This is a genomic window from Desulfocurvus sp. DL1XJH-121, assembly GCF_054819825.1.
This window is the reverse complement of record NZ_JBTVWW010000004.1, coordinates 20,472-46,317: the sequence shown is the minus strand read 5'-3', so window position 1 is coordinate 46,317 and position 25,846 is coordinate 20,472. Positions and strand designations below refer to the sequence as shown.

At 65.7% G+C, this 25,846-nt stretch carries 24 protein-coding genes; 12 read left to right on the top strand and 12 right to left on the bottom strand.

The annotated features are described in order from the left end of the window. The first annotated feature begins 103 nt into the window (after positions 1-103). Entirely contained in the window at positions 104-1,522 is a 1,419-nt protein-coding gene (locus ACYYG1_RS04155) for a sigma-54 interaction domain-containing protein (protein WP_461209021.1), read from the top strand. 38 nt (positions 1,523-1,560) lie between these two features. Further along, positions 1,561-2,226: a hypothetical protein gene (locus ACYYG1_RS04150; RefSeq protein WP_461209020.1), complete on the top strand. Its 666-nt coding sequence runs from the start codon at positions 1,561-1,563 to the stop codon at positions 2,224-2,226. Between the two features lie 8 nt (positions 2,227-2,234). On the opposite strand, the gene ACYYG1_RS04145 is transcribed toward ACYYG1_RS04150, so the two are convergent. Both ACYYG1_RS04145 and ACYYG1_RS04140 read right to left on the bottom strand, forming a co-directional pair. Then, positions 2,235-2,375 (bottom strand): hypothetical protein, encoded by a 141-nt coding sequence (locus ACYYG1_RS04145; RefSeq protein WP_461209019.1) that lies wholly within the window; start codon positions 2,373-2,375, stop codon positions 2,235-2,237. A 9-nt stretch (positions 2,376-2,384) separates the two neighbouring features. Beyond that, on the bottom strand, positions 2,385-2,774 hold the full coding sequence (locus ACYYG1_RS04140) for a hypothetical protein (RefSeq protein ID WP_461209018.1): 390 nt from the start codon (positions 2,772-2,774) through the stop codon (positions 2,385-2,387). 96 nt (positions 2,775-2,870) lie between these two features. On the opposite strand from ACYYG1_RS04140, the gene ACYYG1_RS04135 reads away from it, so the two are divergent. The 4 genes from ACYYG1_RS04135 (at position 2,871) to ACYYG1_RS04120 (ending at position 8,090) form a co-directional block, all read left to right on the top strand. Continuing rightward, positions 2,871-3,851, top strand: a complete 981-nt coding sequence (locus ACYYG1_RS04135; protein ID WP_461209017.1) for a 4Fe-4S binding protein — start codon at positions 2,871-2,873, stop codon at positions 3,849-3,851. A 119-nt stretch (positions 3,852-3,970) separates the two neighbouring features. Then, positions 3,971-4,744, top strand: coding sequence for a LytR/AlgR family response regulator transcription factor (locus ACYYG1_RS04130; RefSeq protein ID WP_461209016.1), 774 nt, complete (start codon positions 3,971-3,973; stop codon positions 4,742-4,744). Then, positions 4,744-6,450: a LytS/YhcK type 5TM receptor domain-containing protein gene (locus tag ACYYG1_RS04125; protein ID WP_461209015.1), complete on the top strand. Its 1,707-nt coding sequence runs from the start codon at positions 4,744-4,746 to the stop codon at positions 6,448-6,450. Before ACYYG1_RS04130 ends, ACYYG1_RS04125 begins: the two co-directional genes overlap by 1 nt. A 209-nt stretch (positions 6,451-6,659) precedes the next feature. Further along, positions 6,660-8,090, top strand: coding sequence for a carbon starvation CstA family protein (locus tag ACYYG1_RS04120; protein WP_461209014.1), 1,431 nt, complete (start codon positions 6,660-6,662; stop codon positions 8,088-8,090). A 316-nt stretch (positions 8,091-8,406) separates the two neighbouring features. On the opposite strand, the gene ACYYG1_RS04115 is transcribed toward ACYYG1_RS04120, so the two are convergent. The 6 genes from ACYYG1_RS04115 to ACYYG1_RS04090 form a co-directional block, all read right to left on the bottom strand. Then, on the bottom strand, positions 8,407-8,805 hold the full coding sequence (locus tag ACYYG1_RS04115; protein WP_461209013.1) for a hypothetical protein: 399 nt from the start codon (positions 8,803-8,805) through the stop codon (positions 8,407-8,409). A 109-nt stretch (positions 8,806-8,914) separates the two neighbouring features. Then, on the bottom strand, positions 8,915-10,912 hold the full coding sequence (locus tag ACYYG1_RS04110; protein WP_461209154.1) for a ribonucleoside triphosphate reductase: 1,998 nt from the start codon (positions 10,910-10,912) through the stop codon (positions 8,915-8,917). After that, a complete protein-coding gene (locus tag ACYYG1_RS04105) occupies positions 10,836-11,597 on the bottom strand; it encodes an anaerobic ribonucleoside-triphosphate reductase activating protein (protein ID WP_461209012.1) in 762 nt (253 codons plus the stop codon). Before ACYYG1_RS04105 ends, ACYYG1_RS04110 begins: the two co-directional genes overlap by 77 nt. A gap of 354 nt (positions 11,598-11,951) precedes the next feature. After that, positions 11,952-12,251 carry a hypothetical protein gene (locus ACYYG1_RS04100; protein WP_461209011.1) on the bottom strand — a complete coding sequence of 100 codons (300 nt, stop codon included), beginning with the start codon at positions 12,249-12,251 and terminating at the stop codon, positions 11,952-11,954. A 32-nt stretch (positions 12,252-12,283) separates the two neighbouring features. Continuing rightward, positions 12,284-12,964 (bottom strand): flagellar brake protein, encoded by a 681-nt coding sequence (locus ACYYG1_RS04095; protein ID WP_461209010.1) that lies wholly within the window; start codon positions 12,962-12,964, stop codon positions 12,284-12,286. 113 nt (positions 12,965-13,077) lie between these two features. Next, the gene (locus tag ACYYG1_RS04090; protein WP_461209009.1) at positions 13,078-13,806 is read right to left on the bottom strand and encodes an ATP-binding protein; all 729 of its coding nucleotides are present in this window, start codon (positions 13,804-13,806) and stop codon (positions 13,078-13,080) included. 274 nt (positions 13,807-14,080) lie between these two features. Here ACYYG1_RS04090 and ACYYG1_RS04085 point away from each other — a divergent pair, with 274 nt between their 5' ends. Continuing rightward, entirely contained in the window at positions 14,081-14,971 is an 891-nt protein-coding gene (locus ACYYG1_RS04085) for a diguanylate cyclase domain-containing protein (protein ID WP_461209008.1), read from the top strand. Positions 14,972-15,047: 76 nt separating this feature from the next. Here the strand turns inward: ACYYG1_RS04085 and ACYYG1_RS04080 are convergent, their stop codons facing one another. From ACYYG1_RS04080 to hcp, 3 genes are all read right to left on the bottom strand, one after another. Further along, on the bottom strand, positions 15,048-16,418 hold the full coding sequence (locus ACYYG1_RS04080) for a multiheme c-type cytochrome (protein ID WP_461209007.1): 1,371 nt from the start codon (positions 16,416-16,418) through the stop codon (positions 15,048-15,050). A 51-nt stretch (positions 16,419-16,469) separates the two neighbouring features. Next, positions 16,470-17,027, bottom strand: a complete 558-nt coding sequence (locus ACYYG1_RS04075) for a cytochrome c3 family protein (protein ID WP_461209006.1) — start codon at positions 17,025-17,027, stop codon at positions 16,470-16,472. A gap of 176 nt (positions 17,028-17,203) precedes the next feature. Continuing rightward, positions 17,204-18,826: a hydroxylamine reductase gene (gene hcp, locus ACYYG1_RS04070; protein WP_461209005.1), complete on the bottom strand. Its 1,623-nt coding sequence runs from the start codon at positions 18,824-18,826 to the stop codon at positions 17,204-17,206. 190 nt (positions 18,827-19,016) lie between these two features. Here hcp and ACYYG1_RS04065 point away from each other — a divergent pair, with 190 nt between their 5' ends. Both ACYYG1_RS04065 and ACYYG1_RS04060 read left to right on the top strand, forming a co-directional pair. Further along, positions 19,017-19,706 (top strand): Crp/Fnr family transcriptional regulator, encoded by a 690-nt coding sequence (locus tag ACYYG1_RS04065; RefSeq protein WP_461209004.1) that lies wholly within the window; start codon positions 19,017-19,019, stop codon positions 19,704-19,706. Between the two features lie 31 nt (positions 19,707-19,737). Continuing rightward, positions 19,738-20,259, top strand: coding sequence for a PH domain-containing protein (locus ACYYG1_RS04060; RefSeq protein WP_461209003.1), 522 nt, complete (start codon positions 19,738-19,740; stop codon positions 20,257-20,259). A 69-nt stretch (positions 20,260-20,328) separates the two neighbouring features. Here the strand turns inward: ACYYG1_RS04060 and ACYYG1_RS04055 are convergent, their stop codons facing one another. After that, complete coding sequence (locus tag ACYYG1_RS04055; RefSeq protein ID WP_461209002.1) at positions 20,329-22,758, bottom strand: methyl-accepting chemotaxis protein; 2,430 nt, start codon at positions 22,756-22,758, stop codon at positions 20,329-20,331. Positions 22,759-22,923: 165 nt separating this feature from the next. Between ACYYG1_RS04055 and ACYYG1_RS04050 the strand changes: the two genes are divergently transcribed. The 3 genes from ACYYG1_RS04050 (at position 22,924) to feoB (ending at position 25,840) form a co-directional block, all read left to right on the top strand. Continuing rightward, positions 22,924-23,208 carry a FeoA family protein gene (locus ACYYG1_RS04050; RefSeq protein WP_461209001.1) on the top strand — a complete coding sequence of 95 codons (285 nt, stop codon included), beginning with the start codon at positions 22,924-22,926 and terminating at the stop codon, positions 23,206-23,208. Between the two features lie 202 nt (positions 23,209-23,410). Next, complete coding sequence (locus ACYYG1_RS04045) at positions 23,411-23,650, top strand: FeoA family protein (RefSeq protein ID WP_461209000.1); 240 nt, start codon at positions 23,411-23,413, stop codon at positions 23,648-23,650. Between the two features lie 3 nt (positions 23,651-23,653). After that, on the top strand, positions 23,654-25,840 hold the full coding sequence (gene feoB / locus ACYYG1_RS04040; protein WP_461208999.1) for a ferrous iron transport protein B: 2,187 nt from the start codon (positions 23,654-23,656) through the stop codon (positions 25,838-25,840). Positions 25,841-25,846 lie beyond the last annotated feature (6 nt).

Here is a 25,846-nt window from a genome sequence, read left to right as displayed (position 1 = left end):
CGCGCGGCGCACGGCCCGGGCGGGGCCTTGCCGCTCCTTGACAGAAACTAGGCAATTGTTAAGCATATTGTTCAGCACATGTCGAACAATTACCGAGGTGAGCATGAACCAGGATTCCGTGCGCCAGTATCTGGAAGAGATCATCGAGACCATGAGCGAGGGCCTGTTCATCGTGGGCCCGGACGGCCGCATCTCAATGGTCAACGAGTCCCTGGAACGGCTCACGGGATTCAGCCGCGAGGAGCTCCTGGGCAAGCCCTGCACGGTGCTCGGCTGCGACGCCTGCGCCCTGTCCATCCGCGAGGGCCGGGACCATTGGTGCCGCCTGTTCGACACGGAAAAGGAATCCCGCAAGCACTGCCGCATCCGCCGCAAGGACGGCTCCACAGTGGAGGTGGTCAAGAACGCCACCCTGCTCCAGGACCAGGGCGAGGTCCTGGCCAGCGTGGAGACGCTGACCGACGTCTCGGCCATCCTGGAGCGCGACCGGCGCATCGACGAGCTGACCCGCCTGTTCGGCACGGGGTTCCACGGCATGGTGGGCAACTCCGCGCCCATGCGGCGGCTCTACGCCATCCTGGAGCGCGCCGCGCGCTCCGACGCGCCCGTGATCATCCACGGCGAGTCCGGAGCGGGCAAGGAGCTGGCGGCCCACGCCCTGCACGACCTGGGCCCGCGCGCGCACAAGCCCTTCGTGCAGTTCAACTGCGCGGCGCTCAACGAATCGCTCCTGGAGAGCGAGCTCTTCGGCCACGTCAAGGGCGCGTTCACCGGGGCCATCCGCCACCGCCAGGGCCGCTTCGAGGCGGCGGACGGGGGCGACATCTTTCTGGACGAGATCGGGGACGTGCCCCTGAACACGCAGGTCAAGCTGCTTCGGGTGCTGGAGAACAAGCGCATCGAGCGCGTGGGCGACCACCGGCCCGTGGAGGTGGACGTGCGCGTGATCACGGCCACCAACCGCGATTTGCCGGCCCTGGTGCGCGCCGGGAGCTTTCGCGAGGATTTCTACTACCGCATCAACGTCATCCCCATCCGCGTGCCCCCGATCAGGGAGCGCGCCGAGGACATCCCACTGCTCACGGAGTTCTTTCTCGAAGACATGGCCCGGCGCACCGGGCGCAAGATCTGCGGCATCGAACCCGGGGCCATGCGCCTGCTCATGGCCCATTCCTGGCCGGGCAACGTGCGCGAGCTGAAAAGCTCCCTGGAATACGCCTGCGTGATCACCGACCAGGGCCCCATCGCCCCGGAACACCTGCCCCCGGCCGTGGCCGGCGGGAACGCCGGGGCCTGCGCCCCGGAAGCCCGGGGCGAAGAAATCGGCCTCAACAACCTGTCCAGGGGAATAAATGAATCCGCCGCCCTGCCATTGGAGCCCAGGGCGGCGCTCATCAGCGCCCTGCGCCTGGCAGGAGGGAACAAATCACAGGCCGCGCGCATCCTGGGCGTCAACCGCGGCACTGTGGACAACCGCATGCGCAAGTACAGTGTGGATCTGGACACGGTGATCCGGACATAAAATAGCTGGTCAATCTTTACTCAAGAGGGGGGGGAACAATGGAAGACAAAACTACCGCTGACTACATTGAGAAACTAAAGAAAAAACTTGATGAACCCTTCATTAACTTTGATGACCACACTCTTAGATTGCGAAGGAATTTACTTCTTTCAAGCTCTATTCTTTTTGCAATTAATATATTTGGCATTAAAGCAGACGACATGAAACTATTCGATATCACATTTAGAAATGCAACAGACTCACACATTAAAATCAGCCTATCAATAATAACAGCATATTTTTTGATTTACTTTCTATGGTCTGGATTTAATTGCATAGCTAAATGGCGTCTTAGACTTTCAGGCGAATCAAGCGAAACATATAATAAAGCACTTCCACTCTCTAAAATAGGCTTTGACCCCACACCATTGAATCAAAGTACCGCGATAAAAAATATTGCTCACGCAATTACAAGAATAGACCGCAGTTGCAAAAAGCTATTCGGATCAGAGTCAAAAAACACTGAAGAGAGAGACAAATTACTATCGTCGATAAACGACAACCTTAAATCAATTGAATTCGACAAAATTTTGTACTTTACACACTGGTTCAAACTATTCAGTTGGCAACAAAAATGGAAACTTTGGGCCATCGACTACGGCGGTCCAATTGCATATGGTTTTCTTAGCATTACATACTATATCAAATTTGCATGTAATGTTTAAAAATCCAACTATTCTTTGTTCAGGCTCTTCTGGTAGCCTTTCCAGCCCGGACACCAGCGCGTGTGCCAGCGCCAGAGGCGGGCCAGGAGGCCGCCGGGGTTCCGTTCGGACCGGGCGCGCAAAGGGCAGCGTTCACAGGGATACTTCATGGCGGCTCCTCAGGAGGTTTCGGCCAGGGAGGCGGCGAACAACTCCAGGTCGTTGGGCCGGCCCTCCACGTGGTCCTCGGCGTACAGCAGGTTGCGCATCCAGAACACGCTGCCCTGCTCCAGGGCGGCCATGGCGCGCAGGGAAAAGCCCTCGGCGTCCCGCTCCACGCGTCCGCGCGCCTCGGGCCCCAGCCCGTACATGAAGGGGTCCAGCAGCTCCGGCAGTTCCGCCAGCAACTCCGCCTTGGCGCGCATGTTGGAGGCCGAGGCCTCGGCGTCGCCCTTTTCCAGCATGGCCAGGGAATCGGCCTCCAGGGCCCGGATGCGGGCCGCGACATCGTCCAACACGCCCCGCACTCTGGCCAGGGCTTCCTTTTCCGTAAGCATTATCTCCTCCATGGCGGCCATCCTACGCCTTGCCCCGCGCACTGAAAAGGTATACCTCCGAAACCCCGCCAGCCACGAAACCGCCCCGCGCCACGCGGACCAACGCCCATGAAACTCGAAATTCCCACTCCGCCCCGCCTCCGTCTCCTGGTCCAGACCCTGTTCAGCCTGCTCTGCCTCTGGGTGGGCTGGCGCTTCTGGCTGTTCATGCTCTGGGCCACCGGCCGGAGCCAGGCCTTCACGCCCCGCCCGGCCTCGGTGGAGGCCTTCCTGCCCATCAGCGCACTGCTGGGCCTGCGCAGGCTCTGGAGCACCGGCTCCTGGGACCCGGTGCATCCGGCCGGGCTGGCCGTGTTCCTGGCCGCCCTGGCCATGGCCCTGGTCTTCCGCAAGGGCTTCTGCGCCTACCTCTGCCCCGTGGGCCTGATCCACAATCTCCTGGAGCGCGCGGGCCGCGCCCTGGGCCTGGCGCGCACGCCCGGCCCCCGCGTGGCCATGGTCCTGGACGCGCCCAAGTACCTGCTGCTGGCCTTCTTCCTCTGGACCACCTGGTTCGGCATGAATCCGGCGGCCGTGGAGGGCTTCCTGCGCGGGGCCTACAACATGACTGCGGACGCGCGCATGCTGGCTTTTTTCCTCTCGCCCTCTGGCGCGGCCCTGGCCGTGCTCGGCATACTGGCCGTCCTGGGCCTCGTGATCCGCAATTTCTGGTGCCGGTTCCTGTGCCCCTACGGCGCGCTCCTGGGGCTCGTCGCCCTGCTCTCACCCCTGGCCGTGCACCGTGACCCCGGGGCCTGCGCGGGCTGCGGGGCCTGCTCCCGGGCCTGCCCCCAGGGCATCCGCGTACAGGACATGGAGCGCGTGAACACCACGGCCTGCATGGGCTGCATGCAGTGCGTGGCGGCCTGCCCGGCGCGGGACTGCCTGCGCCCCCGGTTCCTCGGCCGCGCCGTGGGCCCGGCCCTGGCCGCGGCGGGTTGCGCGGGCGTGTTCCTGGCGGCCTGGACCCTGGCCCGGGCCACAGGGCACTGGGACAGCCGCCTGCCCACGTTCATGCTGCAAAAGCTGTATTTGAGCGTCCCGTTTTGACGTTTGGGCCCGTGGGCCGGGGGCCTGGCTTGACATATGAAGACCGCGGCGCTAGCGGACGAAGTCCGGCCGCCCCGTTGCACACCGAGACCTTCAGCCCCGGCGGCGAGGAGACCTCCATGCCCCTCAGAACCCTCATAGTGGACGACGAACCCCCGGCGCGCGACGAGCTCGCCTATCTGCTCTCGGCCTTCGAGGACGTGGACGCCCCGGCCCAGGCCGGCTCCGCGCGCGAGGCCGTGGAAATGATCCGGGAGTTGGAGCCGGACCTGGTATTCCTGGACATCGAGATGCCCGGGGGCAACGGGTTCGACGTGGTTTCCGCCTGCATGGACATGGAGATCCAGCCCCTGTTCGTGTTCGCCACGGCCTTCGAGCACTACGCCATCCAGGCCTTCGAAGAGAACGCCGTGGACTACCTGCTCAAGCCCGTGACCGAGGAGCGGCTGACCAAGAGCCTGGCCCGCGCGCGCGAGGCCCTGGCCACGCGCCAGAGCCGCGACAGGGCCAGGATGAACATGCAGAACCTGTTGAGCGGCCCGTCCGCTCCGGGCATCACCCGCATCCCCGTGGAGCGCGGCGGGCGCATCGCCCTGCTCCGGCCCACGGAGGTGATCTTCTGCTCCACCGAGGAGCGCAAGGTCATGGTCCACACCCGGGACGAGGCCTGGCCCTGCCACGGGGTGAACACCCTGGATGGCCTGGAGGAGCGCATGGTCCCCCACGCCTTTTTCCGCGCCGGGCGCGGCGCCCTGGTGAACCTGGCCCGCATCCGCGAATTCTCGCCCTGGTTCAACGGCAAGTACATCCTGGTCATGGACGACGAGCAGGGCACCGAAATCACCGTCAGCAGGGGCCGCGTGCCCATGTTCAAGGACCAGTTGGGCCTGTAATGGATCCCGTTCTCAACCTCGCCATCACGCTTCTGGAACGCTTCGGCCTGATCCTGGCCGCGGCGTTCCTGATCATGACCTTCGGGTCCATCCGCAACCTGGACATCCGGCCCACCACGCGCAAGCACACCATGTTCCTGATCCTGCTCTTCGGCGGCCTGGGCATCCTGGGCACCTACTCCGGAGGCATGGTGCAGTCGTCCATGGCCAACCTGCGCGCCATGAGCGTGGTCACCGCCGGACTGGTGGGCGGCCCGCTGGTGGGCGGGGGCGCGGGGCTCATCGCTGCCGTGCACCGCAACATCATCGACCTGCAGGGCTTCTCGGCCCTGCCCTGCGGCCTGGCCACCTTCACCGAGGGCCTCGTGGCCGGGATCATCAGCCGCAAGCTTGCGGACCCGGTGAACTGGAAGGCCGCGGCGAGCATCACCTTCGTGGGCGAGCTCTGCCACATGCTGCTGGTGCTGATCATCGCCAAGCCCTTTGCCGACGCCGTGTCCCTGGTGCAGGTCATCATCCTGCCCATGGTCTCCATCAACACCATCGGCGCGGCCCTGTTCACCCACACCCTGAAGCTCATGGGCCTGCTCCGCGAAAAGCGCGACTCGTCCCAGGCCCAGCAGATCCTGGCCATCGCCCACGCCACGGTGGCGCACCTGCGAAACGGCCTCTCCCAGGAGACTGCCGGGGCCGTGGCGCGCCTGATATTCGCGCGGGTGCGCGTGGCCGCCGTGGCCATCACCGACTCCACCCAGGTCCTGGCCCACCTGGGCGCGGGGGACGACCACCACCTGCCCGGCAAGTGCATCCTCACGCGCTCCACGCGCAAGGTGCTCATGAACGGGCGGCCCGTGTTCCTCAAGAAGCGCTCGGACATCGGCTGCGACCACCCGGGCTGCCCCTTTGTCTCGGCCATCATCGTGCCCCTCAGGAAGGGCGGCGAGATAGTGGGCGCGCTGAAGTTCTACGGCACCCGCCAGTCCGAACTGGACGCCATCCGCTTCGAGATCGCCAAGGGCCTGGCCGCCCTGTTCTCCACCCAGCTGGAGCTGGAGGACATCCAGATCAAGGAACGGCTCCTGGCGCGGGAGGAGATCCGCCGCCTGCAGGCCCAGATCAACCCCCATTTCCTGTTCAACGCCCTGAACACCATCGCCTCCTTCTGCCGCACCAACTCGGCCCACGCCCGGGAGCTGCTCCAGGACCTGGCCCTGTTCATGCGCAAGAACCTGCATAGCGGCAAGGGCGTGGTCCCCCTGTCCGACGAGCTGGACCACGTGCGCTCCTACCTGGCCATCGAGCAGGCCCGCTACGGCGGGCGCATCAACGCCCACATCCGGGTGGACGAAGGCTGCGAGGACTGGCCCATGCCCTCGTTCCTGATCCAGCCCCTGGTGGAGAACAGCATCCGCCACGGCATCAGCGCCCTGGAGGAGGGCGGGGCAGTGACCCTGTCCGCGCAGATCCGCAACGGCGAGCTGCACATCCTGGTGGAGGACGACGGCGTGGGCATGCCCGCGGACAAGCCCGACGAGCTCCTGGCCTCCACCGGGGACGGGGAATGCATCGGCGTGGCCAACTGCAACCGCCGCCTCAAGCAGATCTACGGATCGGCCTACGCCCTGCAGATCCACTCCAGCCCCGGGCGCGGCACCCTGGTGGCCCTGCGCATCCCCAGAAACCAGCAGGACCCCCAGGCCGTCTGATCCACGTCTCGTCCAGGAAAAGGCGAAACTCAGACCTCCCAAACGACGCTTCGCAGGCCAAAAGAAAATTTTCAATCCCGCCAGGCGACGTTTCAACACGCCAAACCGGCATTTCGCCCCCAGCGTGTTGAAATCCTCTTCCGCAAGCGGCATACCCCAGCGCCGAATGGCCCCGTAATCCGGGGCCAAAAGCCTGGAGGATATCGCTGATGATCTATTTCTTTGTGTGCCTTTTCGCGCTCATCGTGGGCTACTTCACCTACGGCAAATTCGTGGACAACATAATCGGCCCGGACCCGAACGCCACGACCCCGGCCTACAGCATGCAGGACGGCGTGGACTACGTGCCCCTGCCCAAATGGAAGCTCCTGCTCATCCAGGTGCTGGACATCGCGGGCGTGGGCCCCATCTTCGGCCCCATCCTGGGCGCCCTGTACGGACCCATCTGCCTGGTCTGGATCGTGTTCGGCTGCATCTTCGCCGGCGCGGTGCACGACTACATGAGCGGCATGCTCAGCGTGCGCAACAAGGGCGCCAGCGTGCCCGAGCTGGTGGGCGAATACATGGGCATGACCGCCCGCCAGGTCATGCGCGTGTTCTCCGTGGTGCTGCTCCTCTTGGTGGGCGTGGTCTTCGTGCTGGCCCCGGCCAAGCTGCTCACGGGCATCACCGGCGTGCAGACGGGCATCTTCGTGGGCCTCATCTTCCTCTACTACTTCCTGGCCACCATCCTGCCCATCGACAAGCTCATCGGCCGCTTCTACCCCGCCTTGGGCGGCCTGCTGATCGTCATGACCGTGGCTCTGGCCGTGGCCCTGATGGCCGGCGACTACACGGTGCTGCCCAACATGGACGTGGCCGTGAACACCCATCCCAAGGGCCTGCCCGTGTGGCCGCTGTTGTTCATCACCCTGTCCTGCGGCGCCCTGTCCGGGTTCCACTCCACCCAGTCGCCGCTCATGGCGCGCTGCGTGAAGAACGAGCGCGAGGGCCGCATGGTCTTCTACGGCGCCATGATCATCGAGGGCGTCATCGGCCTCATCTGGGCCACGCTGGGCATGTCCTTCTACGACAACCCAGCCGCCCTGCAGGCCGTGATCTCCGCGGGCAGCCCGGCCGCCGTGGTCAAGGAAGTCTCCAACACCCTGCTCGGTCCCGTGGGCGGCACCCTGGCCGTGTTGGCCGTCATCGTCCTGCCCATCACCTCGGGCGACACGGCCTTCCGCAGCACCCGGCTGATCCTGGCCGAGACCTTCAAGATGGACCAGAAGGCCGCGGCCAAGCGCCTGATCATCGCCGTGCCCCTGTTCCTCATCGGCTACGTGATCTCCACCCAGAACTTCAGCACCATCTGGCGCTACTTCGGGTTCTCCAACCAGGCCCTGTCCACGCTGGTGCTGTGGTCCGCGGCCGTGTACCTGGCCAAGACCGGCAAGCTGCACTGGATCTGCACCCTGCCCGCGACCTTCATGACCGCGGTCTGCGTGACCTTCATCACCCAGGCCAAGATCGGCTTCGGCCTGTCCATGGACGTGGCCATCATCGCCGGTCTCGTGGCGGCCGTGCTGGCCCTGGCGGCCTTCCTGGTGAAGTTCGCCCTGGGCAAGCCCGCGCCCCACGCGGACACCCCCGCCGCCTAGCGGCGGCAGCCAGACGCACCAAGGCCGCCGGGCATGCCCGGCGGCCTTTTTTGTTCCATGCGTTCGGATCGACGGTTCAGGGAGCACAGGCGACGTTTCGCGCAGGAACCGTTGCGAGGCTCGCCCAGCCTGGATTATTTACACTTTATGGCGGGGCGCGACGACGCCCCGGCCAGGCGGTCCAAAGCCAACACTCAGGCGGAACCACCCCACCAGCCGCCAGTCCCACATCGGAGGACCGCCAGACAGGCTCATGTGCTCCCACCCACCTTCGGCCGCCGTGCGCAAGCACGGCGGCCTGCCTTTAGGCGAACCGTCAATCCTCTTTATGCAGGGCCGCGTTGCCGCCGAAGCGCTTGCGGCATTCGTCCATGCAGCGGCCCGAGGGCACGCCCTGGAGCACGAAGGTCTTCACGCCGTGGCCGGTGTTGACCACGCATTCGCAGCCCCTGGGCGCCTTGCGCCGCGCGGGGGCGTCGCCCCTGCGGCCCAGGCCGCCGTCCCGGCCCAGGCACTTGACCACGCGCTCGACGCGCTCGATGCGCTTGCCGCTGACGCGCATGTGCTGGGCGTCGGGCATGACGCACTGCTGTTCCTTGGGAATGACCACGCACTGGGACGTGCCGTCGCTGAAGTAGGCGATGCATCCGTCAGCCCGGGCCGGCCCCGCAGCCAGCATGATCAGAAGGGCCGCCAGGCCCAAAATTCGTTTCATCATCTTCTCCTTATGCCCCCCCCGCCCTTCGAATGCAAGCAGGCCCCGGTCTCCCGGGGCCTGCGGATGGTTTCGATGCAATGCCCGTGCGGGCCCATGCCCGCCGTTTTTATCTGGCGCAGACGTCCTCGAAAACAAGTCGGTCGGTGTACTCGGCCTGCTTGCCCTGGTTCCAGCGGCTCACCGGGCGGTAGTAGCCCACGATGCGCGTGTAGACCTCGGCGTCGTTGCCGCAGGTGGGGCACTCGAAGTGTTCGCCCTGGATGTAGCCGTGCTCCGGGCAGACGCTGAAGGTCGGGGTGATGGAGAGGAACGGCAGCTTGGTGTTGGTGAAGGCCTTGACGATGAAGTTCTTCAGGGCCTTGGTGTCGGCCACGGCCTCGCCCAGGAAGGTATGGAACACCGTGCCGCCCGTGTACAGGGGCTGCAGCTTGTCCTGGTGCTCCAGGGCGAAGAGCACGTCGCTGGAGATGCCCACGGGCAGGGCCGTGGAGTTGGTGTAATAGGGGGTGCCGTTGCCGGAGGTCTTGATCTCCGAGTACAGGCCCTTGTCGATCTTGGCCAGGCGATAGCTGGTGCCCTCGGCCGGGGTGGCCTCCAGGTTGTAGAGGTGGCCGGTCTGCTCCTGGAAGTCGGAGGTCAGCTCCTGCAGATGGTTCAGGACCCGCTCCATGAGCCGGATGCCCGCCGGGGTCTCGATGCCCTTGCCCAGAAGGTTCAGGCAGGCCTCGTGGCCGCCCAGGATGCCGATGGTGGAGAAATGACCCTCGAAGCCGTTCTTCAGGTAGCGGCGCGACCAGGGGAACATGCCCCGCTCGAGGTTGTCGTTGATGAGCTTGCGCTTGAACTCCAGGGAGTCGCGCGCCATCTCGGCGTATTCCCTGATCAGGTCCAGGAAGTCCTCCTCGCCCTGGGAGAGGTAGGCCAGCTTGGGCAGGTTCAGGGTGACCACGCCGATGGAGCCCGTGAGGTCGCCCGCGCCGAACAGGCCGCCGGTCTTCTTGCGCAGCTCGCGGAGGTCCATCTTCAGGCGGCAGCACATGCTGCGCACGTCCTCGGGGCTGATGTCCGAGTTGATGAAATTCTGGAAATACGGGACGCCGTACTTGGCCGTGAGCTGCAGGAGCAGCTCGCCGATCTCCGACTCCCAGGGGAAGTCCTCGGTGATGTTGTACGTGGGAATGGGGAAGGAGAAGATGCGGTCGTGGTAGTCGCCCTGGAGCATGACTTCCAGGAACGCGCGGTTGATCATCTCCATTTCCACGGCGTACTCGCCGTAGGTGGAATCCTGGAGCGCGCCGCCGATGATCACGGCCTCTTTCGCGACGTGCTTGGGCGGGGCCAGGTCGAAGGTCAGGTTGGTGAACGGGCTCTGGCCGCCCCAGCGCGAGGTGGTGTTCAGGTTGAACACGAACTTCTGCATGGCCTGGCGGACCTGCTCGTAGGACAGGCCGTCGTGGCGCACGAAGGGCGCGAGGTAGGTGTCCACGTTGTTGAAGGCCTGGGCCCCGGCCCATTCGTTCTGCAACGTGCCAAGGAAGTTGACCATCTGGCCCAGGGCGGAGTCGAAATGCTGGGCGGGTCCGGCGCAGGAGCGGCCTTCGAGGTTGAAGCCCTCCAGCAGCAGGTCGCGCAGGCTCCAGCCCGCGCAGTAGCCGGCCAGGCCGAAGGAAAGATCGTGGATGTGGAAATACCCGTGTTCGTGGGCCAAGCGCACTTCCTCGGGGTATTTCTCCAGGGCGTAGCGGGCCTGGATGGTGCCCGAGAGGTGCAGCATGAGCCCCTGGAAGGAGTGGGTCATGTTGGCGTTTTCCGACACCCGCCAGTCGGCCTTGGACAGGTAGGTGTCGATGGTGTCCTTGACGTCGAGGTAGGCGGCGTGCTGCTGGCGCAGTTCGCGGCGCTTCTCGCGGTAGACGATGTACTTGCGGGCCACGGAATAGAGCCGCGACTCCATGAGCACCTGCTCAACCAGATCCTGGACGTGCTCCTGCTCGGGGACCTCGACGGCGGCGAGCTTTTCCTCGACCTTATGCGCCAGCCGCTTGGAGAGCAGCGGGTCCTTGATGCCGTTGGCTTTGAGCGCTTTGAGAATGGCCAGCGCGATGCGGTCCAGGGACCACGTCTCGAGGCAGCCGTCCCTCTTCAGGATCTGTCTTGGCATGTTGGCTCCTCCCGGGGGGCACGTACGTCTGTTCCGTTAAGCTGAACCCTGCGGGCAGGGAGGCCCGCACGGCATCCAAATCTTCGGCGGTCAAGAGCGGGACCTTGGTGGTCCTGAAATAGAAGGATTCGGGCCTCCTCTCGGCCAGGGCGAAGACGCCCTCCATGGCCTTGCGGGCCTCCTCGGCGCTGACGGCGTCGCCCGTGAGGGCGGGATACTTGTCCCAGGGGCCCTTGACGTCCACGGCGAAGACCTGGACCAGGCCCGCGTTGAGGATGCTCTCCAGGACGTCGGGGCGCATGCCGTTGGAATCCATCTTGATGGGCAGCCCCACGCGGCCGAGGTCGGCCAGCAGCCCGGCGATGTCGCCGACGATGCTCGGTTCCCCGCCGGTGACGGTGATCCCGTCCAGCCAGATCTTGCGCCGTTCGAGATAGGAAAGGACTCGCTCGCGCGGCACCACCGGATAGCGCGCGGGACGCCAGGCCATGCCGCCGTTGTGGCAGGTGGGGCAGTGCAGGTTGCAGCCGCCCACGAAAAGCACGCAGCTCGCCCGGCCGGGCCAGTCGCACAAGCTCATGCGCTCGATTCCGCGTACATTGTTCCAAGCTGATAGATACTGCGACATGATCCCTTGCCCAGGCTGGCGTGCAAAACGGCCCCTTCCGGAATCGGGACCGGAGCCGGGCCCCGTTCCGGAAAGCCGCGTCCGGACAGGGGAGGCTTCCCCCGCCGAATGCCGTTTAAAAAACTAATGATTTCAGTATGTTCAAAGATTTAAACAATTTCTAGATAATATAGTCAAAAACTTTGGCGAGGTAAAGGCCGGTCCGGAAAAAACAGCACAGGCAAAAATCCAGACATCCCGGAAGGTTCGTTTAAAATGTGCAAAACATTCCATTTTTCCACAATTTCATACACATCTTGAAAACAGGCCACCCCCCCGCAAGGACTGGACTCACGCTCGTCAATGTGAATGAAACTATTTTTCATTTTTTCGGAATATCTTGTTTTTCGCTGTAATATTTTTCATATTGCGCGAGAACCGGGAAAACCGCCCATAAAAGCCGATAATCATCGAATTCTCCTGATTCCTGCCCGGACATGTTGACAGGCGCGACGCCGCATCCGCGCCGTGGGCCGGCAAGGCCCGGGAACCGGGCGCCGCCCGGGCACCGGCGATGTGGACCGCGCCGCCTTTCCCGGCCCCGGGCGTGTGGACAACGGCGCGCGGACGGAAAATTTCACGAATTATCAATAAAAAAGCCCCGTGGAATCCCATGGGGCCAAAATTCTCTGTCTGCCGGGAGCCCGTCACTCCTGCAGGAATTCAGCCACGTTGGTCACGTAGTTGTCGATGGCGTCGCGCACTTCCACGGGCAGCTCGCCGTACATCAGGCCGATGTACATGCGCTGCTTGGTGATGTTGATGTTCTTCACGCTGCCCGTGAGCTTCACGTCCCGGTCCGTGCCGAGCATCCTGAAGACGGTCACCAGCTGCGCGTCCAAGGCCACCGGCGGCGCGGCGCCGTCCGCCACGTCCAGCACCAGCTGGCAGCCCCCGCAGGACAGGTTCAGCATCATGCCGGCGTATTCCGTGTAGGTGCCCTGCTCCTCCATGCCGATCTTCACGGGCATGTAGCAGTCCACGCGCTGGCAGCGGCGCAGGTTGAGGATCTCCACGGTCACGGGGTAGCGCAGGAAGAGCAGCCTGTAGGGGGTGGTCTGGTTCCAGAGGACCTGGGACTCGAAGCCGTAGACGTTGCCCTCGTGCACGTAGCGGACCGTGACCCGCTTGTCCACGTAGAGGTACTCGTTGACCCCGGGGATGCGCGGCACGCGCACCAGGATGAAGGCGTCGCGCACCATGCCCACGAAATCCGTCTTGAACCGGTCGCCCATGCCCGCTGGCTCGATGAGCATCTTGGTGCCGATGGACACGGTCATGGTGCTGCCCGACTTGCGGGCGACATTGATCTTTCCTGCCACGTTCACGCTCTCCGGACTCGGGCCGCGACGGCGGCCGCGTTTTCTTAACCTCAACTATACAGTTTTGGCACCCCCACGCAATAGTGGAATATTACCGGCCGCCCAAGGATTCCCCCAGGTCAGAGAGTCTGCAGCGAGGCGGCCTGCGCCCGCGTGACCCCGCCCTGGCGGCCCACCACCAGCTCCGTGAGGGACAGGTCCGTGCGGCCGCTGGCGGCCAGGGCGCGCCGCGCCGCGTCGGGCAGACCCGCGCAGCAGGGCACCTCCATGCGCACCACCGTGACCCTGGCCACGCCCGAGGCGCGGAACAGCTCCGCCAGCCTGGGGGCGTAGTCCCCGTCGAACTTGGGGCAGCCCAGCAGGACCACGTTGCCGCCCACCAGGGCGCGGTGGAAATCCGGATGGGCCACGGCCGCGCAGTCCGCGGCCAGCACCAGATGCGCGCCGGACAGGAACGGCGCGTCGGGCGGGCAGAGCCGGATCTGCACGGGCCAATGCCCGAGCAGGCTTTCGGGGGCGGCGTCCCGCTCCGTCCCGGTGGCCGCGTCCGGGGCGGCGAAGGTGGCTAGGCCCGCTCCGGGGCAGCCGCCGCAGGGCGAGGAGGTCCGGGCCACGTGCTCCATGGCGGCTTCCTCGTCAAAGGCCTCGGCCTCGCGCTGCACGACGCGCAGGGCCCCGCGCGGGCATTCGCCCAGGCAGGCGCCCAGGCCGTCGCAATAGCTGTCCTTTACCAGCCGGACCTTGCCGTCCACCACGGCCAGGGCCCCCTCGGCGCAGGAGGGCACGCACTGCCCGCACCCGTCGCAGAGTTCCTCGTTGATCTCGATTATCTCGCGCATGATCTTCATCGTGTTCCTCCTGGGTTCGCTTCGGGGGCCGCGCCGCGCGGCCACGCTTCCTTCATTAAGACATACGCGCGCGCCCTTCCTTGACCTGGGTCAAATCGCGCTTCGCCTCCATCCGGGACGCGATTTTTCGTCCCAAAAAAACTTCCAGAAACCTGGCAAACCAGCCGACGCCGCTGTGGGGCGGGCAAAAATCCCTTCCAGTCAATTTGCGTCCCCCTCTTTACGCAAACTGAGATTTATGATTATTGGCCCGACTATGAATGAGCTCCCGCACATGGACGTCGAGCCCGCGTTGTTCGAGTATCTTTCCGCCACGGAACGATACATCTGGATCACGCTGTCCAACGACCTGACCGCGGTGCTGGACATGGAAGGCTGCTTCGACGAGGCCAACCCGGCCTGGGAACGCACCACGGGTTATTCCCCGCAGCGCCTGGCGGGCAGCTATCTGCTGGAGTTCATCCACATGGAGGACAGGGAACGCACTCTGGCCCAGCTGCAATCCCTCGTCACCTCGGACATCGCCTCCAGCCAGATCAATTTCCGCTTCCGCTGCCGGGGCGGCGTATTCAGGGACCTGAACTGGAACGTGATCTTCTCCCCCGGCCACAACCGCTACTTCTGCGTGGCCAGGGACGTCACAGGCCCGCGCACGCGGGACGACATGGCCTATCAGGACGCCCTCACGGGCCTCTGCAACCGCCTGTTCCTGGACGACCACTTCCCCCGCATCCTCGAATCCGCCGACCAGGAGCGCCGGCCCGTGGCCGTACTCTTCCTGGATCTGGACGGATTCAAGGCGGTCAACGACACCCTGGGGCACCGGGCCGGGGACCTGCTGCTGCGGGAAGTCGCCCGGCGCATGCACGCGGTGGCCGCGCCGGAGGATTTCGCCCTGGCGCGCATCGGGGGCGACGAGTTCGTGGCCGTGGGCGCGGCGGACAGGAACCGGGCCATGGACATGGCCGAGGCCCTGGTACGCACCGTGAGCAGACCCTGCCGCCTGGGCGGCTGCGACGTGGCCGTGAGCGCCAGCGTGGGCATCAGCCTGTACCCGGACCACGGCAGCACCCCCGGCGACCTCATGGACCGGGCCGACACGGCCATGTACACGGTCAAGCAATCCGGCAAGGCCTCCTGGGCCTTTGCCGGGCCCGCCGACTGACCCGCCTTCCCGCCCCATGCGCGAGGGGCCCCCGCCGAAACGGGAGCCCCTGCGGTCGTTACTGCCTGGACGCCGGCTACTTGCCGAATATCTCCTTGGGCTTGGTGGTGTCGCCCGTGGCCCCGGGGAAGCCGGGGTAGATGTAGGCGGCCCCGCCGCTGGACAGCAGGTGCTCGGCCTCTTCCATGTACCTGTTGAAACGGTGCTTGCACTCGTAGAACCCGTGCCACCAGGCGTAGTCCGGGGCCATCATCATGGCGCCCATGCGCGCCCTGCGGCCCTCGTGGTGCCAGAGCTCGTAGAATTCCACCTCCAGGCCCTCGTCGAAGAACTTGTCCTTGTTGAGCACGCCCTTGGCGTACATCTCGTCCAGCTTGGCCTTGGCGGGCTTGAAGTAGTTCTCGTTGTACTCCAGGACGGCCTTGTCGAAGTCCACGTAGAAGTCATCCACCCACTTCCTGCCGTGGCACTGCGTGCAGACCTCGGCCATCTTCTCGCGCTCCTTCTTCCAGTCCGTCTTGGCGGGCAGGGGCTTGAACTCCGAGGGCCGCACCGTGAGCGGGGCCTGGGTCTCCCAGGACAGACGCTCGGTGACGTCGTGGCTGGTCTTCACCGTGCCCGCGCCGGACATGTGGCACGAGGCGCAGGTGGGCGCGCGGAAGTCCACGCCCGGGGTCCAGGTGCCCGGGGCGGCCTTCCAGTTGAACTCGTAGCCCGAGGCGTTGTAGATGGCCCCGTGCTTGGACTCGGTGTAGATCTCGATCTGCGGATGGTCCGGACCCAGGTGGCACTGGCCGCAGGCCTCGGGCTTGCGCGCCTCCTCCACGGAGAAACGGTGCCGGGTGTGGCAGCTGGTGCAACTGCCCAGGCTGCCGTCCAGGTTCACCCGGCCCACGCCCACGTTGGGCCAGGTGGCCGGGTCGAGCTTGCCGTCCTTCACGCCCAGCACCGTGCCGTGGCAGTAGAGGCAGCCGGTCTTGCGCTCGTTGTCCGAGTTCATGCCCTTGTTCAGCCAGGGGTCGATCTTCCAGATGATCTCCATGGTGTTGGCGTGCTTGGAGCGTCCGTACTGCTTGACCTCGTCGGGATGGCAACGCGAACAGTCCTTGGGCGTGACCACCCCGGCCACGGGGATCTTGAACTCGGCCCGGCCCCAGGGGGAGTCGCCGCGCTCATACTGCTTGTAGTGCTCCTGACTGACGTCCTTGTCCTTGGGATCGGCCTGGTGGCAGTCCAGGCAGGTGATGCCCGCCGAGGCGTGGCGCGACCGCGCCCAGTCCGAGAACAGCCCCGGGTGCTCGGCCTTGTGGCATTCGATGCAGGCCACGGCCTGCTGGGGCATGCCGCGCTCCAAGCGGAACTCCCTGACCTGCGGGTAGTTCTGGGCCAGGGCCGCCGATGCGGCCGCCAGCAGCAGCCCTGCGCCCAGGGCCAATGTCCGGATCATGGTTTTCCTCCTCATGCCCCCTCCTGTCTGGTTGCGGTCCCCCGCCCGGCCCTAGATGTCGGCCAGGGTCGGATTGAGCCTGTACTGCTTGAAATCATAGAACCCGCGCTCGTTGTGCACGAGGTCGCGGTGGCAATCCACGCAGCGCTTCTCGTATCCCGGCAGGGGATAGAGCACCGAGCGGTGGGCCAGCATGGCCCCGCGCTTGTCCGGGATGTTCAGGATGTTGCGGTGGCACTTGCTGCACTGGGCGTTGGTGAAGGACGCGTAGGCCTTCTCGCGCTGCACGGCGTTGTCGTAGCTCTCCCCGCCGCCGGCGAAATGGGCCACCACGTCCTTTATGCCGTGGAAGGTCTTGGCGTAGAAAAAGGCCCACGTGTCCTGGGGTGCGGGCAGGTGGCAGTCCATGCAGTCGGCCACCGCGCCCTGGCCGTTGTTCACGTGGCTGGACGACTTCCAGGAAAAGTAGGCGAACTCGATTTCGTGGCAGGAGGCGCAGAACCCGGGCGTGGAGGTCCTGACCATGGTGTAATAGGTCATGCTGAACAACGGAAAGGCCAGGATCAGGCCCACGACGATCCAGATGACGGGTTTGACGGCCTTGTTCATGTCCCCCCCAAAAGAAAGCTGGAATTGCCGAACGCCCCGGAACGGGACCGGGGCTTTGAACGTTATAGCATAGCCGACACGATATTGCACTCCAAAAGAATGCTTTGCGACCGGGACAGGCCGCAAAAAAGGCCGGAGCATGCGCTCCGGCCCGTTTGCGTCCCATGCCCGGCCTGCTAGCCGAGGATGGCCCGAAGGTCCTCGTCCGGCGTGGAAATGGGCCGGATGTCGAAGTTCTTGACCAGGAAATCGAGGATGTTCGGTGTGATGAAGGCGGGCAGCGAGGGCCCCAGGCGGATGCCCTTGATGCCCAGGTGCAGAAGGGTCAGGAGGATGGCCACGGCCTTCTGCTCGTACCAGGACAGAACCAGGGACAGGGGCAGGTCGTTGACCCCGCAGCCGAAGGCTCCGGCCAGGGCCAGGGCGATCTGGATGGCGGAATAGGCGTCGTTGCATTGGCCCACGTCCAGGAGCCGGGGGATGCCGCCGATGTCTCCCAACTGCTTGTCGAAAAAGCGAAACTTGCCACAGGCCAGCGTCAGCACCACGCAGTCCCCGGGCACCTTTTCCACGAACTCGGTGTAGTAGTTGCGGCCGGGCTTGGCCCCGTCGCAGCCCGCCACCAGGAAGAAATGGCGGATGGCCCCGGCCTTCACGGCCTCGATGACCTTGTCGGCCACCCCCAGCACGGCGTTTCGCGCGAAACCGGTGAGCACCGCGCCCTTGTCCTCGTCCCTGGCGAAGCCGGGCATGGACAGGGCCTTGTCGATGACCGGGCCGAACTCGCCGTTCGGCACATGGGCCACGCCGGGCCAGCCCACCAGGCCGGTGGTGAAGATGTTGTCGCCGTAGGTGGTGGGGCGCTGGATGCAGTTGGTGGTCATGAGGATGGCGCCCGGGAATTCCGCGAATTCCTTTTGCTGATTCTGCCAGGCCGTACCGTAGTGGCCGTGGAAATGGGCGTGCTTCTTGAGCTCGGGGTAGCCGTGGCAAGGCAGCATCTCGCCGTGGGTGTACACGTTGATGCCCGTGCCCTCGGTCTGCTCCAGAACGGCCTTCAGGTCCTTCAGGTCGTGGCCCGAGACCAGGATGGCCTTCCCCGCCCTGGGCCCCAGGGGCACGGATGTGGGCACGGGATGGCCGTAGGCCCCGGTGTTGGCCGCGTCCAGCAGTTCCATGACGCGCAGGTTGATCTCGCCCACCTTCATGGCCTGGGCCACCCAGGCGTTCAGGTCCATGTCGTCGTAGATGGCGGCAAGGCCCTCGTGGATGGCTGCGTACACGGCCGTGTCCTCGCGGCCCAGAAGGGCCGCGTGGTCCGCGTAGGCCGCCACGCCGCGCAGGCCGAAGAGCACCAGATGCTGCAGGGAGCGGATGTCCGGATCGTCGCTGTGGTCGCAGTCCAGGCCGTAGTCCGCGGCCTGGTCGGCCAGGGGCCGCAGGTCGGCGGCCGGGGTCCAGTTGGCCGGAGGCTGGGCGTGGTTCGCGGCCCCGCCCGCCGCCGCGACCTTTTCCTTCAGGGCCTCGCGGATCTCCAGGGCCCGGGCGACGAGGGCCTCGAAACGCGAGGGGTCGAAATTCACGTTGGTCAGGGTGGAGAACAGCCCCTGGGCCACGAAGCGGTCGGCCTCGGGGTCCGCCACTGCGACCTTGCGGCCCTCTACGGCCACCACGGCCACCCCGCGCAGCACGTAGACGAGCAGGTCCTGCAGGTCCGAGGTTTCGGGGGTCTTGCCGCATACGCCGAGCTTGTCGCAACCCTGGCCCTTGGCGGTCTGCTCGCATTGATAACAAAACATGTCTGATCCTCCTGTCTGGTTGGTTGTCCGCGTCCGGCGGACGCGGCCGGACCGCGCCCTGCACGCACATCTACCCCGGCCCGGGGCGCGGGGCTTTGACGTGGGTCAAAAGGCGGAAACCATCCCGCCCCCGGACCCGTCCGGGCGCGGCCCCTTGCTCCACTGAGCGCGGGAATGCTACACCTCGCGCATGAGCCTCGATCTCCCCGCCTTTCTCAAGGACATGACCCTGTTCGCCGGACTGGAAGAAACCCAACTCCGACGCGTGGCCGACATCGGCGTACTGACCCGCCACGCCAAGGGCGCGTCCCTCTTCCTGGAGGGCGGCGAGGCCCGGGGCTTCCACGTGGCCGTGAGCGGGCAGGTCAAGATCTTCAAGCTCTCCCCCGACGGCCGCGAGCAGATCCTGCACATCTACGGCCCGGGCGAACCCTTCGGCGAGGTGCCCATGTTCGAGGGCGGCCGCCTGCCCGCCAACGCGGAGGCCACCATGGACAGCGTCATCCTGTTCCTGCCCCGCGCGGGCCTGCTGAAGCTCATGGAGCGGGACGCAACCCTGGCCATGAACATGCTCGCGGCCCTGTCCAGGAAGCTCAGGCGCTTCACCGTGAAGCTGGAAAGCCTGACCCTCAAGGAGGCCCCGCAGCGGGTGGCCGCCTACCTGCTGGACGTCAGCGAGCGCGAGGGCGGCGCGGACAGCGTGACCCTGGACCTGACCAAGGGCCACCTGGCCGGGCTGCTGGGCACGGCCCAGGAAACCCTGTCCCGTGTGCTCCGGCGGCTGACGGACTCCGGGCTCATCGAGGTCGCGGGCAGCCGCATCACCCTCAAGGACCCCGAGGGCCTGCGGGCCCTGGCCCATGGGGACTCCCGGGGCTAGCGGCCCCGACCACTGCAACCAGGAGACTTTCATGGCCGCCGTGTTCCCCGTTCCCATCCGCAAGGGCGTGCCCTTCGGCTTTCTGCTGTTCATCGCCGCGGTGGCGGCGGCCACGGTCTGGAGCCTGCGCTCGGGGTTCCTGTGGACGGGCATCTGCCTGGTGGCCGTGACCGCGCCCCTGGGCGCGCTGTTCTGGTGGATGCTCTACGTCAACCCGTCGCGCACCCGGATCATGGTCCGGGACGGGGCGCTCTTGGTGGACGCGCCGCCGTTCCTCAAGGCCAACCAGCCGCTGGCGGCCGTGTCCCGCGCCTTTGTGGCCGACATGAGCGGCGAGCCGGAGTTCCGCGACATGGAAAAGGACCGCTGCATGGCCTTTTTCGGATACCGCAGCGGCGTGTTCAAGACCGCCTCGGGCAGGGAGGCCGTGGTGGTCTCGCGCGGCGACAGGGTGCTCTGCCTGGACGCCGGGGAGCGCTGGTTCCTGCTCGGGCCCGCCGACCTGGACGGCCTGGCCCGGGAGATATCCCCGTTCGTGGCCGTCAAGGACTGAGCCGAATAACGAATAAGGGACGCGGGCGGCCCGCGCCCCTTTCGGATCGCCCCATTTGACGCCGGGCGGTCAGTCCTCCTCGCGCGCCAGGCGCTCCATGGTCGCGGCCAGTTCCAACAGCCGCTCGATGTGCTCCCGCGCCTGGTTCATGCCGTCGGCGGTCTCCTCGGCCACGAGGTTGACCTCCTCCACGGAGCGGTTGATCTGTTCGCTGGTGGCGGACTGCTCCTCCACGGCCGTGGCGATGGCCCGCACCTGGTCCGCCGAGGTCTCCACCAGGCCACGGATGGCGTCCAACGCCTCCCCGGACTCGTTGACCAGGCCCGTGGCCCGGTCCACGGCCTCGGCCGAGGCGTCCACGGACTGCGCGTTGGTCTTGGTCCCGTCCTGGATGGCGTGGATGGCCGCCTCCACCTCCTTGGTGGCCTGCATGGTCTTCTCGGCCAGCTTGCGCACCTCGTCGGCCACCACGGCGAAGCCCCGCCCCGCGTCGCCCGCGCGCGCGGCCTCGATGGCCGCGTTGAGCGCCAAGAGGTTGGTCTGGTCCGCGATGTCCGTGATCACCGTGAGCACCTGGCCGATGCCCTGGGCCCTGGCGCCCAGGGCGTCCATGTTCTCCTTCAGGGCCTGGGTCCTGTCGCGCACCTGGCCGATAGCGGACACGGCGTTGCCCACCACCTCGGAGCCGTTCTGGGCCCTGGTGCGCATGTCGTCGGCCTGCTCCGCAGCCATGCTGGCGTTGGAGGCCACCTCCAGCACCGTGGCGTTCATCTCCTCCATGGCCGTGGCCGTCTCTCCGGCCCGGGCGCGCTGCCTGTCCGCGCCCTGCACGACCTCCTCCAGCCTGCCCAGTATCTCCTGGGCCGTCTCGCCTATGGATGCGGACGCCTGGCGGATCTCCCCGTTGACCTTGGCGATGTGGTCGAACTGGGCCTGCAGGTCGCGCTCCTTGGTCACCAGATCCGTGACGTTGCGCGCCACCTCCATGTAGCCGAAGACCTTGCCGTCCGGGCCATGAAGCTCCTTGGCGATGGGCTGGATGAAGACCTTCCTGCCGTGGATGTCGGCTTCGATGATCTCGCCCAGGACCATGTCGTGCGTACCCCGGCACTGCTGGATGGGGCAGTCCTCGGTGTCGCAGACCGGGGTCTGGAAGACCTTGGAGCATCTCGAGCCCAGCAGGTCGGTCATGGCCTTGCCGGCCACGCCCTTGGTGGCCTCGTTGCCCGCCAGGAAGTTCATGTTCTCGTCCACGGCGAAGATGGGGTCTGGCACGGCGTCCATCATGTACTTGTACATGGCCGAGTCCCTCATGATCACGCCCAGCTTGTCCATCAAGGTGTTGAACCACAGGGCCAGCTCGCCCATCTCGTCGCGCCTGGACTGATCAAGCCGGTCCTGGAGATCGGCCCTGTCCTCGGCGATGTCCCTGATCTTGTCCACCACCTTCTGCACCGGGTTGCAGACGTTCTGCCTGATCAGGAACCAGGTGATGAACGACAGCGCCACGAGGATCGCGGCCAGCATCCCGGCCATGGAGAAGCCCAGGGTGTCCACGCGCGAGGCCACGTCCGAGGTGTCCTGGTGGAAGACCATGACCCCGATCTGCGCGCCCTTGTAGTCGCTCACCGGAAACGCCGCCAGGGCGTAGCCGCCCCGGTAGCGCAGGCTGAGGTCCTTGCGCCCCTGGTCCAGGAGCGCGATGTCCACGCCCTTGTCGGCCTGGTCTTCGCCGCCGCCGTGGACCCGCACGAAATCATCGCCCACCAGGGGGTACTTGCCCTTGTCCTGGAGGTTCGTGGTCACGGGCAGCTTGTCCGCGTTCATGTACAGGAGCAGGGAATCGCCCGCATGCGTGGAGGCGGCGTCCAGGATGGGCGCGAAGTCCAGGAGCACCTCCACGGAGCCCAGGGCCGCGCCGCCGGGGCCCTTGACCGGGGCCAGGCCGCGGATCACGAATCCGCCGCGCCCCAGTTCGATGCCCTGCACCGGGCGGCCGCTCTTGTTCACGTCCAGCACGGTCTGGCGGAAGGAAGACAGGTCGTCGGACACGTCCATCCATTTGCCGTCCCGCTTGGCCTGCTTGCCGCGCCAAGCCCTCAGGAGGCTTCGGGCATTGGGCAGGTGGACGTGCAGGCGAAACTTCTTGCCGTCCGCGATCTCCTCGTACCCCTTGAGCACGGGGGCCAGCCGTTCGCGCAGCATCACCCGGGCCTCCTGCCCGGCGGGATCGGCCTCGTCGTCCACCTTCCCGGTGTTGGCAAGGGTCAGCGCCTCCACCACGGCAGGCATGCGCGAGAACAGGGAGGCCATCTCCCGCGCCCGCTGCGAGGTGGATTCGATGGACGCCAGCACCTCGGCCCGCTTGGCCATGGCCCTGGAGCGCTCGAACCCCCGCTCAAGGGCGGTGAGATTCCTGTTCATCAGGTAGTACATGCCTCCACCCAGGACGACGACGGCCAGCAACAAGGGCAAAAGCACTTTGAACCGGATACTCATACGGTTACTCCTCAAAAAATTCGGCGTACTAGGATTGAAACAGGGCTCTGAACAAATCCCAGTATAGCATAGGAATAAATTTTCACAAACCCTTCAGGCCAATTGGCCTTCATCTCCCCGCACGCCGCCCTTGACAATCATTATCAGCGAGCCTAGACATTGCGTATGAAGTTCCGCAAGCAGTGCCGCCAACGCATTCGCGGCCTCAGACTCCTGCGGGATTACCCCGCGGGCAGCCGGGTGCGCATCGAAGGCATCCGGGGCTGCCCCAAGGACCGCTGCCGCCTGCTGGCCCTGGGCCTGACCCCGGGGGCCCTGGCCGAGGTCTGCGCCAACGGAGGCGGATCCTGCTGCCTGCGGGTGCGCGGCGCGGACGTGGTCCTGGACGAGGCCCTGGCCGACACCGTGTCCGTGCAGCCCCTGTCCGAGGACGAGGCCCGCACGGCCTGACCCGGCAACCGCCGCCTTTCCCTTCCCCCATTTTCCACCGCCCCGAAAGCCCTCGGGGCCGCCCCCGCCACTTCCGCCCCATTGCTTTTCCCGTGAAAATTGCGATTTCTTGTTGACGCCCCGATTGAAAACGATTATCAACCTCGCCTGACGCGGCATTCCATTTTCAGCCGCCACAGCCAGAACAAGCAGGAGTTGCACCATGGCGCAGACCTTGAATCTCAGAAGACTCGCAGTGCACCAGAAGGCCGTCATCGTCAGGGTGACCGCCAACGGAGAACTGGGCAGGCGCATCCGGGACATGGGCCTGGTCCCGGGAACGGAAATCGAAGTCACGGGCCGCGCCCCCCTCAAGGACCCCGTGGCCCTGCGCATGAAGGGCTTCACCCTGTCCCTGCGCAACAACGAAGCCGACCACATCGTCGTCGAACCCGTGGAGTAGCGCATGGACAAACACATCCTCGTCGCCCTGGCCGGGAACCCCAACTCCGGCAAGACCACCTTCTTCAACGCCGCCACCGGCGCACGCCAGCATGTGGGCAACTACCCGGGCATCACCGTGGACAAGAAAGAAGGCTACGCCCGAGTGGACGGGGAAGAACTGCACATCGTGGATCTTCCGGGAACCTATTCCCTGACCGCCTACACCCAGGAAGAGCTCGTGGCCCGCAACCACCTGATCGACGAACGGCCCGACGTGGTGGTGGACGTGCTCAACTCCCCGGCCCTGGAGCGCAACCTGTACTTGGCCGTGCAGATCATGGAGATGGGCCTGCCCGTGGTCCTGGGCCTGAACCTCATGGACGAGGTGCGCGCCCAGGGCACGAACATCGACACCGCTGAGCTCTCCCGGCGCCTGGGCCTGCCCGTGGTGGAGACCGTGGCCCGCCACGGCCAGGGCGTGCAGGAGCTGCTGTCCCTGGCCGCCGCCGTGGCCAAGAAACGCCAGGGCAAATGGGAGGAGCTGAAAATCTCCTACGGCCCGGACCTGGACCCGGTCATCGCGGAGATGGTGGAACGCATCGAAAAGGACCAGTTCCTCACGGACCGCTACCCGGCCCGCTGGCTGGCCCTGAAATACCTGGAGGGCGACGAGGAGATCCGCGTCATCGGCCGCAAGGCCGCGCCCCTGGCCCTGGAGCTGGAGGCCATGGTGGAGACCGTGTCCGAGCATTGCCAGAAGACCCTCAAGAGCTACCCCGAGGCCATCATCGCGGACTACCGCTATGGATACATCGCCTCCCTGCTCAAGGGCGTGATCACCCGCGACGCGAACAAGCAGCGCGTGGTCTTCTCCGACAGCCTGGACAGGATCCTGACCCACAGATTCGCCGGGCCCCTGGGCATGCTGGGCGTGCTCTTCGCCATCTACTGGTTCACCTTCACCGTGGGCGAATACCCCCTGGGCTGGGTGGAGGACCTTTTCGGCCTCATGGGCGATGCGGCCAGCACCGCGCTGCCCGACGGCCTGCTCAAGTCCCTGGTGGTCTCGGGAATCATCGACGGCGTGGGCGGGGTCTTGTCCTTCGTGCCGCTGATCCTGATCATGTTCCTGTTCATCGCCTTTTTGGAGGACTCGGGCTACATGGCGCGCATCGCCTACATGCTGGACCGCGTGTTCCGCATCTTCGGCCTGCACGGCTGCTCGGTGATGCCCTTCATCATCTCCGGCGGCATCGCGGGCGGCTGCGCCGTGCCCGGGGTCATGGCCGCGCGCACCCTGCGCAGCCCGCGCGAGAAGCTGGCCACCCTGCTCACCGCGCCGTTCATGACCTGCGGGGCCAAGGTTCCGGTGTTCATCCTGCTCTGCGGGGTGTTCTTCCCGAAATACGAGGCCCTGGCCATGTTCAGCATCACCATGACCGGCTGGATCATGGCGCTGCTGGTGGCCAAGCTGCTGCGCTCAACCCTCATCCAGGGCCCGAGCACGCCCTTCGTCATGGAGCTGCCGCCCTACCGCCTGCCCACGGCGCGCGGACTGATGATCCATACCTGGGAGCGCACCTGGCAGTACATCAAGAAGGCCGGAACCGTGATCCTGGCCATCTCCATCCTGCTCTGGGCGCTGATGACCTTCCCGCAGCTGCCCGGGGACAAGACCGCGGCATACGAGGCGGACCGCGAGGCCGTGCGCACCGAGATGGCCGCGCTGCCCGAGGGCTCGGCCGAGGCCGAAAAGCTCGCCGACCGCCTGGAGCTCATCGACAACATCGAGGGCCAGGCCACGCTGAGGAACTCCGTGGCCGGGCGCGTGGGCGCGGCCCTGGAGGGCGTCTCCACCCTGGCCGGATTCGACTGGCGCACCAACATCGCCCTGGTGGGCGGCCTGGCGGCCAAGGAGGTCATCGTCTCCACCCTGGGCACGGCCTATTCCCTGGGCGAGACCGACCCCGAGGACGCCCAGTCCCTGGGCGATCGGCTGGCCGCCGATCCCCTGTGGTCACCGCTGACCGCCGCCTCTCTGATGCTCTTCATCCTGCTCTACGCCCCCTGCTTCGTCACCGTGGTGGCCATCAAGGCCGAGGCCGGAGGCTGGAAATGGGCGCTGTTCAGCGTGGTCTTCAACACGGGCTTCGCCTTCGCCCTCTCCACCCTGGTCTACCAGGGAGGCAAGGCCATGGGCCTGGGCTGACCGGCC